Origin of the sequence: Streptomyces lienomycini, from assembly GCF_027947595.1 — a bacterium.
Classification (GTDB): Bacteria; Actinomycetota; Actinomycetes; order Streptomycetales; family Streptomycetaceae; genus Streptomyces; species Streptomyces lienomycini.
In genome coordinates, this window is sequence record NZ_CP116257.1 from 272,485 (window position 1) to 286,145 (window position 13,661).

A 13,661-nucleotide genomic window follows, 5' to 3' on the forward strand; every position below is an offset into this window, starting at 1 on the left:
GGCGACGCCCCGATCCTCACCGGCGACCTGGGCGGCATCCGGGCGGCGCGGACGCGATCCTGGTCCCCAAGGGTGGACTGGTCCTTCTCACTTGTGAACGTGTGACACAGGGCACTTTCCCGAGTGACCCGCGTCCCCCTGGGCATGAGCCAGCCTGGACGAGTACCCGGGTCTCACCATGCGATACCGCAGGGGTGAAACCCGGACGCTCGGTAAAATGAGCCGACCGCAGTACATATACGTACGTGCGGAAAGAGACGGATTGAGCGAGGAGCGCACGTGGGCCTTGTCGTGCAGAAGTACGGAGGCTCCTCCGTAGCCGATGCCGAAGGCATCAAGCGCGTCGCCAAGCGGATCGTGGAAGCGAAGAAGAACGGCAACCAGGTGGTCGCCGTAGTTTCCGCGATGGGCGACACGACGGACGAGCTGATCGATCTCGCCGAGCAGGTATCCCCGATCCCTGCCGGACGAGAACTCGACATGCTGCTGACCGCCGGAGAGCGTATCTCCATGGCGCTGCTGGCCATGGCGATCAAAAACCTGGGCCACGAGGCCCAGTCGTTCACCGGCAGCCAGGCCGGAGTCATCACCGACTCGGTCCACAACAAGGCCCGGATCATCGACGTCACGCCGGGCCGCATCCGCACCTCGGTGGACGAGGGCAACGTCGCCATCGTGGCCGGCTTCCAGGGCGTCAGCCAGGACAGCAAGGACATCACCACGCTGGGCCGCGGCGGGTCCGACACCACGGCCGTCGCGCTCGCCGCCGCGCTCGACGCGGACGTCTGCGAGATCTACACCGACGTCGACGGCGTGTTCACCGCCGACCCGCGCGTGGTGCCGAAGGCGAAGAAGATCGACTGGATCTCCTTCGAGGACATGCTGGAGCTCGCGGCCAACGGTTCCAAGGTGCTCCTCCACCGCTGCGTGGAGTACGCCCGCCGGTACAACATCCCGATCCACGTCCGGTCCAGCTTCAGCGGACTGCAGGGTACGTGGGTCAGCAGCGAGCCGATCAAGCAAGGGGAAAAGCAGGTGGAGCAGGCCCTCATCTCCGGTGTCGCGCACGACACCTCGGAGGCGAAGATCACGGTCGTCGGCGTGCCGGACAAGCCGGGCGAGGCGGCCTCGATCTTCCGCACGATCGCCGACGCCCAGGTCAACATCGACATGGTCGTGCAGAACGTGTCCGCGGCCTCCACGGGCCTGACCGACATCTCCTTCACCCTCCCCAAGAGCGAGGGCCGCAAGGCCATCGACGCGCTGGAGAAGAACCGCTCCGGCATCGGCTTCGACTCGCTGCGCTACGACGACCAGATCGGCAAGATCTCCCTGGTCGGCGCGGGCATGAAGAGCCACCCGGGCGTCACCGCCGACTTCTTCACCGCCCTCTCCGACGCCGGTGTGAACATCGAGCTGATCTCGACATCCGAGATCCGCATCTCGGTCGTCACCCGCAAGGACGACGTGAACGAGGCCGTGCGCGCGGTGCACAGCGCCTTCGGGCTCGACTCCGACAGCGACGAGGCAGTCGTCTACGGAGGCACCGGCCGCTGATGTCCGACACCGGACGGCACGGCCGTGCCGGGCGGCCCACGCTCGCCGTCGTGGGCGCCACGGGGGCCGTCGGCTCGGTCATGCTCCAGATCCTGTCCCAGCACGCGGACGTCTGGGGCGACATCCGCCTGATCGCCTCGCCCCGCTCGGCCGGCCGCAAGCTGGCCGTGCGCGGCGAGGAGGTCGAGGTGGCGGCGCTCCGCGAGGAGGCCTTCGACGGGGTCGACGTCGCCATGTTCGACGTTCCCGACGAGGTCGCCGCCCAGTGGGCGCCGGTCGCCGCCGCCAAGGGCGCGGTGGTGGTCGACAACTCCGGCGCGTTCCGGATGGACCCGGACGTGCCGCTCGTCGTGCCCGAGGTCAACCCGCACGCGGTGCGGATGCGGCCCCGCGGCATCATCGCCAACCCGAACTGCACGACGCTGTCCATGATCGTGGCGTTGGGCGCGCTGCACGCCGAGTTCGGTCTGCGCGAGCTGGTCGTCTCCTCGTACCAGGCGGTCAGCGGGGCCGGGCGGGACGGCGTCGACACGCTCCGCCGGCAACTGTCGCTGGTGGCGGGCACCGAGCTGGGGACCCACCCCGGCGACGTGCGGCGGGCCGTCGGCGACGACACCGGGCCGTTCCCGGAGCCGGTCGCGCTGAACGTCGTACCGTGGGCCGGATCGCTGCGGGAGGACGGCTGGTCGTCGGAGGAGATGAAGGTGCGGGACGAGTCCCGCAAGATCCTCGGGCTGCCGCAGCTGCCGGTGGCGGTGACGTGCGTACGGGTCCCCGTGGTCACCACCCACTCCCTGACCGTGCACGCCCGTTTCGAGGGCGAGGTCACCGTCGAGGGGGCCCGGGAGATCCTGGCCACCGCGCCGGGCGTCGTGCTCTTCGACAACCCGGCCGCGGGAGAGTTCCCCACCCCCGCCGACGCGGTCGGTACCGACCCCACCTGGGTGGGCCGGGTACGCCGTGCCCTGGACGACCCGACGGCGCTCGAACTCTTCGTGTGCGGTGACAACCTGCGCAAGGGTGCCGCCCTGAACACCGCCCAGATCGCCGAGCTGGTGGCCGCCGAGTTCGGCTGAACACGTGTCAGCTGTGCATCGGTCGGCGAAAACCCCTGGCCGCTGTGGGTTTCGTTTGTAGGATCCATGGACGAGATGTGATCCGGAAGTTGGTCCGGACTACTTGTAACAGGCACCCGTGCCTTCAGAGGATTTCCTCCCCGCCCTCCGCAACCGTGCGAGCGGCGGGGAGCGTCTTTGCGGTCACCCTTTCAGGGCGTGGGGGCGAGGGGGTCGGCGTGGGGACGCCGAGGGCGGGCGTGGGGACGCTCGTTCACATGGACGTGAGGGAAGAGCGGACGATGAGGGCCTATGACGCACCGTCAGCCGGGTGGCTGTCCGGACGGCTGTCCGACGGACACGGGAACGTGACGCCCGGCACGTACAACCCTCACGGGGGTGGGCGTGTCCAACTGGCGTGGCAGAGGTTCTCGAATTCACCGCAGGGGCACGGGGCGCCGCTCTGCGCCCGCCCGTCCCACCCGCTCGGTCGGCCCGTCCCCGTGTGGCCGGTCCGGCCGGTGGCATGCCGGTGATCGCGCCGATGCCCGCAGCGCGGCCGGCCCGCATATCGAACCAGCGTGACGGCGCCGAGGAAGTGGCGGCGGGCACCACCGTCGACCACCTCACCGAGACCTACCGGGCGCACTACCGCTCGCTGCTCGGCCTCGCCGCCCTCCTCCTCGACGACACGGCCTCCTGCGAGGACGTGGTCCAGGAGGCATTCATTCGCGTCCACTCGGCGCGCAAACGCGTCCGCGACCCGGAGAAGACCCTGGCGTACCTGCGCCAGACCGTCGTCAATCTCTCGCGCTCGGCACTCCGCCGCCGCATCCTCGGCCTCAAACTCCTCTCCAAGCCCATGCCGGACATGGCGAGCGCGGAGGAGGGCGCCTACGACCAGCTGGAGCGGGACTCGCTGATCAAGGCGATGAAGGGGCTCCAGCGCCGCCAGCGCGAGGTCCTGGTCCTGCGCTACTTCGCGGACATGACGGAGGCCCAGGTCGCCGAGACGCTCGGCATATCGCTGGGCTCGGTGAAGGCGTACGGGTCGCGCGGGATCGCGGCGCTCAGGGTGGCCATGGAGGCACCGGTATGAGCGACGGCAACGACGCGCGGCCGGACGCCCGCCCCGGGCACGACGCGCCCGACGGGCAGCAACAGCACAACCACACGCACGCTGGGAACGGAACTGTGAACCACGGCCCCGACGCGCAGGGCCCCGACTCCCAGGGCCCCGACGAGCAAGGACCCGACGCCCATGGGCCCGACGTTCAGAGGCACGACGCTCAGGGTCCCGACGTTCAGGGGCACGACGCTCAGGGTCCCGTCACTCCGGAGCCCGTCACTCAGGGTCCTGTCACCGCTGGTCCTGCGGCCGACGGGCCTGTCACCGAGGAGTCCGGCACCCGGCGCCTCGGTGTCCGGGGCCTCGACGGGTTCGACGCCGACGAGCCCGCGCTGCGCGCGATGATGCGGCACGCGGTCCGGGAGATGGAGCCGAGCGACGGCACCCTGGAGCACCTGCGGCGCGCGGTACCCGCCCGGCGGGCCCGCAAGCGCCAGGCCGTCGTCGGCGCGGCGGCCGCGGCCCTCTTCCTCGGCACGGCGGTCCCGGCCCTCGTGCACGTCTCCAACTCCACCGGCCGGGGCGCCGACCCGTCCGTCGCGGGCAACGCCTCGCAGGCCCAGGGCGGCGCCTCCCAGGGCAAGGACCCGGCCGGCGGCCAGAGCGGCATCGCCGGTTCGGCGGGCACGCCCGAGGGCAAGGACAAGGCCGACCCCCAGGCGACTCCCGGCGGCAAGGAGAGCGGCGCCGCCACGGGATCCTCGCCCGGCACCGCACCCACGGCCAGCAGCCCCGCCGACGTCCCCGCCTGTGCGCCGGGGGCGCTCGGCCCGGCCGTCGCGAGCAGCGCCGCCCCCGACTCCACGGGCGTGGTCTACGGCACCTTCCGCGTCACCAACGTCTCCTCGGACGGCTGTACCGTCACCGGCCCCGGCACCGTGGTCACCGCCTCGTCGGGCGCGGCGGACGCCGCCAGGGTCGGCACCGCGCGGCACGCCGCCGGGGACGCGGCGGCCGGGCTGCCCGACCCGTCGCTGGAGGCCACCTCGCTGACCCTGGCGCCGGGTTCCGCGTACGAGGTGGGGTTCGCCTGGGTGCCCTCGGAGACCTGCCCCACCACCGGTGGCACCACGGGGGGCGGCACCGGCGGGCCCACGAGCGAACCCTCGCCCACCGGGGACACGACCGCCGCGGGCGGCACCTCGGCGGGCGGCGGCGAGGCCGGACCCACCGCCCAGCTGATGACCGGGGACGGTCCGGACGAGGGAAGTGTGTCGGTGACGTACATCCCGGAGGGCGGCTCCGGCTCGGCGACGGCCACGGTGACCAACGCGTGTGTGGGGACCGTGTACTGGACGGGCCTGCTCGCGGACACGAGCGCGTAGCCGCCCCGCGGTTCGGGCACCCGGCGCCGGGTGCCCGCCGGGTTTCCGGTCGGGTTCCGGCCGGTGCCGGTGCCGGTGCCGGTCTCGCCGGTCAGGAGGTCAGTTCGGCCTCGGCCTCGGCCTCGTCGGCCCTGCGCCCGCCCTCGGCGCCCCCCGTGCTCCCCGGGTTCACCCGGGTCTCCGCGTCTTCCGTGACCAGGCCCAGCTCCGCGTCGCGGGTGAGTTCGACCTCGCGGCGCAGCAGCCGGAACCACATGAAGATCACGAAGCCGACGAAGGCGAACCACTCGGCGGTGTAGCCGAGGTTCTGGAACGCCTTCAGGTCGAGCCCCGAGTTCTGCGGCGCGCTCACGGGCACCGCCCGCATCCCGGAGTCGCCCGCGTTCAGCGTGACCCACGCGTCGTACACGTCGTAGGGCACGAGGTTGAGCAGCGTCGCCGCGCTGATCGCGCCGGTCTGCCCCTCGGGCCACCCGGAGCGGCCGCTGACGCCGTTGCTGCCGGGTGACTCGGCGGCCTGGAGCGCCCCGGTGACGGTGACCTCGCCGGTGGGCGGGGCCGGGGCCTTCGCCGGGTCGGGGTCGCCGGGCAGCCAGCCGCGCACGACCGGCAGGGCCTGACCGGCGTCGGTGCGCAGCAGGGTGAGGACGTAGAAGCCCTCCCGGTCGTCCAGCTTGCGCTCCGGGACGAGCAGCTGGTCCTCGTAGTGGCCGCTCACGGTGGTCTGCTTGCCGACCGTCGCCTTGTCCACCGGCAGCATCCCGGTCAGCGGGCGTGCCGCTTCCCGGGCCGCCGACTCCTGCTGGGTCGAGGCGGTCTCGTGGTCCTGCACCCGGTCCTCGAAGCGGCCCAGCTGCCAGGAACCCATGAAGATGCAGAAGGGGATGGCCAGGACGACGAAGACGTTGATCCCCCACCATCGGGGCGTCAGCAGAAACCGGTACACGCCCTCCACGGTACGGTGCGCGCCCCGGAGACCCCGCCTCGGGGCTGTGGAAAACGGGTGCGGGTGCGGTCGGGCGGAGGAGGTTGTCCACAGGCTGGGGATCTCCTCGGCGCGTTGTCGCCGGGTCGGGGCAGTATGGGGCCATGACTGAGAGCAACGGGTCCGTTCCCCGGGACGCGAACGTGGACGTGGACAGGGACGTGGACGTGAACAAGGACGAGCGGCAGGCGCGGGACGAGCGGATGCCCGACTGGGAGAAGCGCTTCCGGGCGCCGAGGGTCTCCCTGCCCGACTGGGCGGAGGACGCCCCTGACCGCTCCCTGTTCGTGTCGAACGCGACGGGGACGTACGAGCTGTACGCCTGGGACCGGTCGAGCGGCGAGCAGCGCCAGGTCACGGACCGGCCCAACGGCACGACGGACGGAGTGCTCGCGCCCGACGGCGACTGGATCTGGTGGTTCGACGACAAGGACGGCGACGAGTTCGGCGTCTGGCGCCGCCAGCCCTTCGCGGGCGGCGCGGACGAGGAGGCCGTGCCCGGTCTCGACCCCTCCTACCCGGCGGGCCTCGCCCTCGGCCGGGACGGCCGCACGGCGGTGATCGGCCGCTCCACCGACGAGGACGGTACGACGATCCACCTCGCGCGCGGGGACGGCGGCGCCCCGGCGGAGATCTACCGGCACCGCGAGTCCGCGGGCGTCGGCGACCTCTCCCACGACGGCTCCCTGATCGCGATCGAGCACACCGAGCACGGCGACGCCATGCACTCGGCGCTGCGCGTCCTGCGTCCCGACGGCAGCACGGTCGCCGAGCTGGACGACACCAGGGGCGGCGAGGAGGAGCTGGGCCTGGAGGTGCTGGGCTTCGCGCCGGTCGACGGCGACACCCGGCTGCTCATCGGCCATCAGCGCCGGGGCCGCTGGGAGCCGCTGGTGTGGGACGTGGCGACGGGCGAGCAGACCGACCTCGCGCTGGAGCTGCCCGGCGACGTCAGCGCCGAGTGGTATCCGGACGGCAGCGGGCTGCTGGTCGTGCACGGCTTCGAGGCCCGCAGCGAGCTGTTCCGCTACGACTTCGCCGAGCGCGAGCTGACGGAGATCGAGACCCCCGCGGGCACCGTATCCGGCGCGACCGCCCGGCCCGACGGGACCGTGGAGTACCTGTGGTCCTCGGCCGCCGAGCCGTCCGCCGTCCGCTCCACCACCGGCCGGGTCGTCCTGGACCCGCCCGGCATGAAGTCGCCCCGCTCGGTGCCGGTGGAGGACGTGTGGGTGGAGGGCCCGGGAGGCCGCATCCACGCCCTGGTCCAGAAGCCGGCGGGCGCGGCCGGTCCGTTCCCGACCGTCTTCGACATCCACGGCGGCCCCACCTGGCACGACAGCGACTCCTTCGCCGCGGGCCCGGCCGCCTGGGTCGACCACGGGTACGCGGTGGTCCGCGTCAACTACCGCGGCTCCACCGGGTACGGCCGTGCCTGGACCGACGCCCTCAAGCACCGGGTGGGGCTCATCGAGCTGGAGGACGTCGCGGCGGTGCGGGAGTGGGCGGTCACCTCGGGCCTCGCGGATCCCGAGCGTCTGATCCTCACCGGCGGCTCCTGGGGCGGCTACCTCACCCTCCTCGGCGTCGGCACCCAGCCCGGGGCGTGGGCGCTGGGCATCGCGGCCGTGCCCGTCGCCGACTACGTCACCGCGTACCACGACGAGATGGAGGGGCTGAAGGCCCTCGACCGCACCCTGCTGGGCGGCACCCCCGAGGAGGTGCCCGAGCGCTTCGAGGCGTCCTCGCCGCTGACCTACGTCGACGAGGTCAAGGCGCCCGTGTACATCTCCGCCGGCGTCAACGACCCGCGCTGCCCGATCCGCCAGGTCGAGAACTACGTCGAGCGCCTGGAGGCCAGGGGCGCCGTCCACGAGGTGTACCGCTACGACGCGGGCCACGGCTCCCTGGTCGTGGACGAACGGATCAAGCAGGTGCGCCTCGAGCTGGACTTCGCGGCGCGGCACCTGGCCTGATCACGCCGGGACGGCCCGGGGGGCGGTCAGTGGCGGGAGTTGCCGGACAGGAGGCGGTGGCCGACGAGCAGGACGAGGGAGCCGCCGGTCAGGGTGGTGCCGATCAGTCCGCCCGGGGCGGGTCCGCGCACGTCCGTCCGGGGATCGCCGCCGGACCCGCCGCCTAGACTGGGCCCGCCCCGGCGGGTCCGACGGCCGGCGGGGCGACGAACGGGACAGGAGCGGGACTGTGACGGCAGGAGCGGGGGGAACGGACCAGGAGGAACCGTCCCACGAGGTGCTGGGCCGGGCGGCGGAGGCGTTCGGCCTGCTCGCCGCCCCCGCGCGGCTGCACATCGTCTGGCTCCTCGCCCGGGGGGAGAAGGACGTCAGCGGCCTGGCCGAGCAGGTCGGCGGCGCGCTGCCGGCCGTCAGCCAGCATCTGTCGAAGCTGAAGCTGGCCGGCCTGGTGCGCTCCCGCCGCGAGGGCCGCCGCCAGGTGTACTACGTCGACGACCCGGGCGTCGTGGCGGTGGTGCGCCTCATGATCGGGCAGCTCACCGAGCAGGAGCGCGAGCAGGGCGCCCGGCCGCTGCGCCGGCTGCGCGGGACCGGTGCCTGACCGCCTCCTGGCGGCACCGGCCCGGCCGGCGGGCCCCGGGTCCGCCGACGCTCCGGCGACCGGTGGTCTGACCTCCCTGCAACTGCTCCGGGCGCTGGACGCGTCACCACGCGGGCTGACCGAGGACGACGCCGCGGTCCGCCTCGGCGCGCACGGTCCCAACCTGCTGCCCGCGCGCCGGGCCGCCTCCTGGCCGGTGCGCCTGGCGCGCGGCCTGCGCGATCCGTTCACGGCGGTGCTGCTCGCCCTCGGCGTGGTCTCCGCCGCCGTCGCCTCCTGGGGCACGGCCGGGGTGATCCTGGCCCTGGTCGCGGTCAGCTGCGTACTGCGCTCGCACGGCGAGCACCGGGCCGAGCGGGCCATGGACCACCTGCGGGACCTGGTCGCCACCACCGTGAGTGTGCGGCGCCGGGCCGGTCCCGGGGCCGATCCCGTCGTGCGCGAGATACCCGTCGACGAGGTCGTGCCCGGCGACGTCGTCCGGCTCGGGCCGGGCGACCTGGTCCCGGCCGACGTACGGCTGCTGCGCGCCCACGGGCTGACCGTGGACCAGTCGGCGTTGACCGGCGAGTCGGCCCCGGTGGCCAAGGAGGCCGGCGAACCGCCCGGCACGGACACCCCGTTCGCGCGCCGGGACATGTGCTTCCAGGGCAGCACGGTCGTCGCGGGCAGCACCACCGCCGTGGTGGCCGCCACCGGCGCCCGCACCCGGTTCGCCGCCGGGCACGCGCCGGGCGGTCCGCGTCCGCCGAGCGCGTTCGACCGTTCGGTGCACGGCATCTCGTGGGTGCTGATCCGGTTCGTGCTGCTCACTCCGCCGCTGGTGCTCATGGCGAACGCGGCGCTGCGCGGGCGCGGCCTGGAGACGCTGCCGTTCGCCGTCGCGGTCGCGGTGGGACTGACGCCGGAGATGCTCCCGGTGGTCGTCACCACCTGCCTGACCCGGGGCGCGGCCACGCTCGCCCGCACCCACGGGGTGATCGTCCGCCGACCGCCCGCCCTGCACGACCTCGGCGCGACGGACGTGCTGTGCCTGGACAAGACCGGCACGCTCACCCAGGACCGGCCGGTGGCCGCCGAGGCCGTCGACGCCGCGGGCCGCGCGGCGCCGGACGTGCTGGCCCGGGCGGCGGTCAACGCCTGGTGGACCCTGCACATCGCCGACCTGCCCGTCCCCGACCCGCTCGACGAGGCCCTCCTGGACGCCTGCGACCCGGAGGAGGCGATGGCGTACGACCCGGTGGCCGCGCTGCCCTTCGACACCGTGCGCCGGCTGTCCACGGCCGTCGTGCGCACTCCCGGCCTGCTCGGTGGCCACACCCTCCTCGTCAAGGGAGCGGCGGAATCCGTGCTCGAGCGGTGCACGATGGACGGGGCCGAGCGGGAGCGACTGGCCCGGGACGCCGCCCGGCTCGCGGCCCGGGGGGTGCGGGTGCTGGCCGTCGCCACCGGCGAGCGCGCGGCCCGCACCCGCCCCTACACGCCCGCCGACGAACGCGGCCTGGCCTTCCTCGGCTTCGTCACCTTCCGCGACGCTCTCGCCCCCGGCGCGGCCGACGCCCTCGGCCGCTTCGCCGACCGAGGGGTCGCCGTCAAGGTCCTCACCGGCGACCACCCCGCCACGGCCGCCCGGGTCTGCCGGGACCTGGGCCTGGAACCGGGTGAGGTGGCCGACGCCGGCGCCGCCGAGGCGCTCGACGACGAGGAACTGGCCGCGCTGGCCGCCCGCACCACGGTCTTCGCCCGCTGCACGCCCGAGCACAAGGCACGGGTCGTCACCGTGCTGCGCCGGCGCGGCCACACCGTCGGCTTCCTCGGCGACGGTGTCAACGACCTGCCCGCGCTGCGCGCCGCCGACGTCGGCGTGTGCCCGCTGGGCGGCGTGGACGTGGCCCGCCGCAGCGCCGACGTGGTGCTGGCGGACAAGGACCTCACGGCCGTGGACCAGGCGATCGCCGCGGGCCGGCACGCGGGCGGCAACATCGCCTCGTACCTGCGCATCACGCTCTCCGCCAACCTCGGCAACGTGATGGCGATGCTCGCCGCGGGGCTGCTGCTGCCCTTCCTGCCCATGCTCCCCGCGCAGGTCCTGGTGCAGAACCTGTGCTTCGACGCGGCGCAGCTCGCCCTCGCCCACGACCGCCCGGCCCGCCGTGAACTGGCCCGTCCGGCCGTGCTGCGCTCCGTGCCGTTCCTCCGCCTCATCACCGGCTTCGGGCTGCTCGGCGCCCTGGCCGACCTGGCCACCTTCGCCGCTTTGGCGGCCACCGCGTCGGCGGCGCACGACGAGGGCGCCTTCCACTCCGGCTGGTTCACCGAGAACCTCCTCACCCAGGCCCTCGTCATGCTCCTGATGCGCACCGGGGCCCGGCCCGTGCCCCGGCCGCTGCTGGTCGCCGCCGCCGCGCTGGCCGCGGTCGGCGTCGCGCTGCCGTTCACGCCGCTGGGCACGCCGCTGGGCCTGGAGCCCTTGCCGGCCGCCTACTACGGGCTGCTCGTGGCGATCCTGAGCGGGTACGCGGCGGTCCTGGCGCTCCTGACCCGGCGCGGGCGTCAGCCGTAGGAGAGGTCGGAGCACGGATCGGCGTCGGCCGTGCGGGCATCGCCGGACGCCTCCCCGGCCCCGGACTCCCCGGCCCCGGACTCCCCGGCCCCGGACTCCCCGGAGGCCGGTGTCCCCACCGCGTCGCCGGTGTAGTCGCCGCCCATGACCAGGACCAGACCGTCCCCGGCGACGGGTTCCAGACGGGCGCCCGGGAACAGCGGGGCGAGGGCCCCGGCACCGTCCTTGTGGGCCGGACCGTACTGGATCACGGTGGTGGCGTGGTCCCGGCGGTCGGCGTTGCCCGTCGCGGTGACGGTGAAGCCGTGGTCCCGGAGAGTCCCGGCGGCGCGGGCGGCCAGCCCGGAGGTGTGGGTGCCGTTGCGGACGGCGACCGCGACGCCCCGGCCGGACACCTCGTGCGTCGTGCCCTCGCCGGAGCCGTGGTCGCCGCTCCCGCCCCCACCGCCGCCGCTCCCGCTCCCGGAGCCGGTCCCGGTGCCGGTGCCGGTGTCGGAGCCGTCCGGGGCGCGGTCGTTCCTGAGCGACGCCCACAGGTCGCCTGCGTCCGGCTCGACTACGGCCACGCGGTCGCCCGCGTAACGCCAGGGGATGGTGACGAACCGGGTGTTGTGCAGGTCGACGTCCTTCAGCGACATGGCGAACTTCAACAGCTTGTCGGCCGAGCCGAGCCCGGGGTCGACCGTCAGGGAACCGGTCGCGGCCTCGGCCAGCGGCAGCAGCCGGGTCGGGGTGAAACCGTCGTCCTTGATCTTCTTCAGCAGGGCGGACATGAACGCCTGCTGGCGCTTGATGCGGCCGATGTCGGAACCGTCGCCGATGCCGTGCCGGATCCGGACGTAGTCCAGCGCCCGCTGCCCGGAGACGTTCTGGACGCCCTTGTCGAAGAGCTTGTCGCCCCGCGTCGCGCGGTTCGGGTTGAGGTCGCGCTGGTAGACGTCCTGGGGCAGGCACACCTCGACACCGCCGACGACGTCAGTGAGCGAGGCGAAGCCCTGGAAGTCGACGACCACGGTGTGGTCCACCCGCAGCCCGGAGAGCTTCTCCACGGTGTTCTGGGTGCAGGCCGGATTGCCCTCGGCCCTCTGCCCGACCGAGTAGGCGGCGTTGAACATCGTGTCGGGCCGTTCCTCGGTCCAGGTCCCGTCGGGCAGCCTGCACGGCGGGATGGTCACGAGGGTGTCGCGGGGGATGGACACGGCGACGGCGTGCCGGCGGTCGGCGTAGACGTGGAGCAGCAGGGCGGTGTCCGAGCGGCCGATGTCGCCCTTGTCGCCGCCGCCGAGGTCGGCGTTGCCTCCGGTGCGCGCGTCCGAGCCGATGACCAGGACGTTCTCGCCCTTCGTCGCCGCGGCGGGGCGGTCGTCGGATATGCCGTCCGCGTCGAAGGTGTCGATGTTGCCGGTCAGCCGCAGGTACAGCCAGCCCGCCCCGGCCGTCGCGAGCACGACCACCGCCAGGCAGGTCGCGAGGACGGGCCGCAGCCGGCCGCGACCGCGCCGGCGGCCGGGGTGCCGGCCGTTCCCGCCGCCCGCGCGCCGCCGGGCGCGGTGCGGTTTCCTCCGGCCGTGCCGTGGGGGAGTCGCCTGCTGGTCCGTGGTCATGTGCGCGCCTCGTCCGAGTCGGTCGTCCGGTGGTCCGGTGCGGTGGTCCGGTCCGGTGCGGTGGTCCGGTGGCCCGGTCGCGCGGAGCAAGCGGCCGGCCCCAACCAAAGTTGTATAGTTGCGCAATATAGCAACTGTATGGGGATGGGAAAGGGGTGGCGGAATGCTCCGCAACGGACTGGAGCCGTGGCACCTGCTCGTCGTGGCCGTCGTGTTCATCGCACTGTTCGGCTCGAAGAAGCTGCCCGACATGGCGCGTTCACTCGGCAAGTCGGCCCGCATCCTCAAGAGCGAGGCCCGGGCGATGCGGTCCGAGGAGGAGCCGGCCGCCCCCGTCGGCTCCCCGCCGGGGGACGGGTCCGGCCCCGCCGCCGGCCGCTGAGTCGCGGGCCCGGCGGCCGGCGCGGCCCGTCAGGTGGCCTCCGGGTCGAACGGGACGCGGGGCGCGTCGGCCTCCGGGCCCGGTCGCGACCCGGCCGGGGCCGACGAGCCGCCGGGGCCGGGTCCGGGGTCGGGCCCGGGCCCGGGGTCGGACGCGGAACGGGGGGCGGGGCCTGGCTCGGGGTCGGCTCCGGAGTCCGGCTCGGCTCCGAGCCCCAGCGCGTCGCCGTCCAGGACGTGCTTGCGTACGAACGTCTCCGGCCGCAGGTCGCGGAGCTCGAAGTCCTGGAACTCCGGGCCGAGTCCGGAGCGGATCTCCTCCTCGGCGCTGTCGGTGACCTCCCGCACCTTGCGCAGGAAGCCCGCCACGTTCTGGATGACCTCCGGGAGCCGGTCCGGCCCGAAGAGGAGGACGGCCAGGACCGCCAGCGCGGCCAGTTCCATGGGGCCCACGTCGGAGAACACCGGCCGCTCCTCGCGCAGAC

General features: G+C 73.8%; 11 protein-coding genes. 8 read left to right on the forward strand and 3 right to left on the reverse strand.

Going from position 1 to position 13,661, the window contains the following annotated elements:
* Positions 1-279 precede the first annotated feature (279 nt).
* The 4 genes from BJ961_RS01335 (at position 280) to BJ961_RS01350 (ending at position 5,066) form a co-directional block, all read left to right on the forward strand.
* The gene (locus BJ961_RS01335; protein ID WP_271319483.1) at positions 280-1,557 is read left to right on the forward strand and encodes an aspartate kinase; all 1,278 of its coding nucleotides are present in this window, start codon (positions 280-282) and stop codon (positions 1,555-1,557) included.
* Positions 1,557-2,633: an aspartate-semialdehyde dehydrogenase gene (locus BJ961_RS01340; protein WP_271319484.1), complete on the forward strand. Its 1,077-nt coding sequence runs from the start codon at positions 1,557-1,559 to the stop codon at positions 2,631-2,633. Before BJ961_RS01335 ends, BJ961_RS01340 begins: the two co-directional genes overlap by 1 nt.
* Before the next feature lie 505 nt (positions 2,634-3,138).
* Positions 3,139-3,711 carry a SigE family RNA polymerase sigma factor gene (locus BJ961_RS01345; protein ID WP_271319485.1) on the forward strand — a complete coding sequence of 191 codons (573 nt, stop codon included), beginning with the start codon at positions 3,139-3,141 and terminating at the stop codon, positions 3,709-3,711.
* A complete protein-coding gene (locus BJ961_RS01350; protein WP_271319486.1) occupies positions 3,708-5,066 on the forward strand; it encodes a hypothetical protein in 1,359 nt (452 codons plus the stop codon). The genes BJ961_RS01345 and BJ961_RS01350 overlap by 4 nt, the downstream gene beginning before the upstream one ends.
* A gap of 91 nt (positions 5,067-5,157) precedes the next feature.
* On the opposite strand, the gene BJ961_RS01355 is transcribed toward BJ961_RS01350, so the two are convergent.
* Positions 5,158-6,012 carry an SURF1 family protein gene (locus BJ961_RS01355; RefSeq protein ID WP_271319487.1) on the reverse strand — a complete coding sequence of 285 codons (855 nt, stop codon included), beginning with the start codon at positions 6,010-6,012 and terminating at the stop codon, positions 5,158-5,160.
* Between the two features lie 242 nt (positions 6,013-6,254).
* Between BJ961_RS01355 and BJ961_RS01360 the strand changes: the two genes are divergently transcribed.
* The 3 genes from BJ961_RS01360 to mgtA all read left to right on the forward strand — a co-directional run bounded on the left by BJ961_RS01360 (position 6,255) and on the right by mgtA (position 11,191).
* Positions 6,255-8,027 carry a S9 family peptidase gene (locus BJ961_RS01360; protein WP_408648753.1) on the forward strand — a complete coding sequence of 591 codons (1,773 nt, stop codon included), beginning with the start codon at positions 6,255-6,257 and terminating at the stop codon, positions 8,025-8,027.
* Positions 8,028-8,256: 229 nt separating this feature from the next.
* On the forward strand, positions 8,257-8,628 hold the full coding sequence (locus BJ961_RS01365) for an ArsR/SmtB family transcription factor (protein ID WP_271319489.1): 372 nt from the start codon (positions 8,257-8,259) through the stop codon (positions 8,626-8,628).
* Complete coding sequence (mgtA, locus tag BJ961_RS01370) at positions 8,621-11,191, forward strand: magnesium-translocating P-type ATPase (RefSeq protein WP_381158316.1); 2,571 nt, start codon at positions 8,621-8,623, stop codon at positions 11,189-11,191. Before BJ961_RS01365 ends, mgtA begins: the two co-directional genes overlap by 8 nt.
* Here mgtA and BJ961_RS01375 read toward each other — a convergent pair.
* Entirely contained in the window at positions 11,182-12,795 is a 1,614-nt protein-coding gene (locus tag BJ961_RS01375) for an LCP family protein (protein WP_271319490.1), read from the reverse strand. The two genes, mgtA and BJ961_RS01375, sit on opposite strands and share 10 nt — an antisense overlap.
* Before the next feature lie 163 nt (positions 12,796-12,958).
* Here BJ961_RS01375 and tatA point away from each other — a divergent pair, with 163 nt between their 5' ends.
* Complete coding sequence (tatA, locus tag BJ961_RS01380; protein ID WP_271319491.1) at positions 12,959-13,177, forward strand: Sec-independent protein translocase subunit TatA; 219 nt, start codon at positions 12,959-12,961, stop codon at positions 13,175-13,177.
* Positions 13,178-13,206: 29 nt separating this feature from the next.
* Here tatA and BJ961_RS01385 read toward each other — a convergent pair whose 3' ends face one another.
* Positions 13,207-13,641: a sec-independent translocase gene (locus tag BJ961_RS01385; protein ID WP_271319492.1), complete on the reverse strand. Its 435-nt coding sequence runs from the start codon at positions 13,639-13,641 to the stop codon at positions 13,207-13,209.
* Positions 13,642-13,661: the final 20 nt, after the last annotated feature.

What these genes read in the sequence shown, in the direction of transcription:
- BJ961_RS01375 (WP_271319490.1), bottom strand. Translation starts at nt 12,795, where the DNA reads ATGACCACGGACCAGCAGGCGACTCCCCCACGGCACGGCCGGAGGAAA.
- BJ961_RS01350 (WP_271319486.1), top strand. Translation starts at nt 3,708, where the DNA reads ATGAGCGACGGCAACGACGCGCGGCCGGACGCCCGCCCCGGGCACGAC.
- BJ961_RS01340 (WP_271319484.1), top strand. Translation starts at nt 1,557, where the DNA reads ATGTCCGACACCGGACGGCACGGCCGTGCCGGGCGGCCCACGCTCGCC.
- tatA (WP_271319491.1), top strand. Translation starts at nt 12,959, where the DNA reads ATGCTCCGCAACGGACTGGAGCCGTGGCACCTGCTCGTCGTGGCCGTC.
- BJ961_RS01345 (WP_271319485.1), top strand. Translation starts at nt 3,139, where the DNA reads ATGCCGGTGATCGCGCCGATGCCCGCAGCGCGGCCGGCCCGCATATCG.
- BJ961_RS01360 (WP_408648753.1), top strand. Translation starts at nt 6,255, where the DNA reads ATGCCCGACTGGGAGAAGCGCTTCCGGGCGCCGAGGGTCTCCCTGCCC.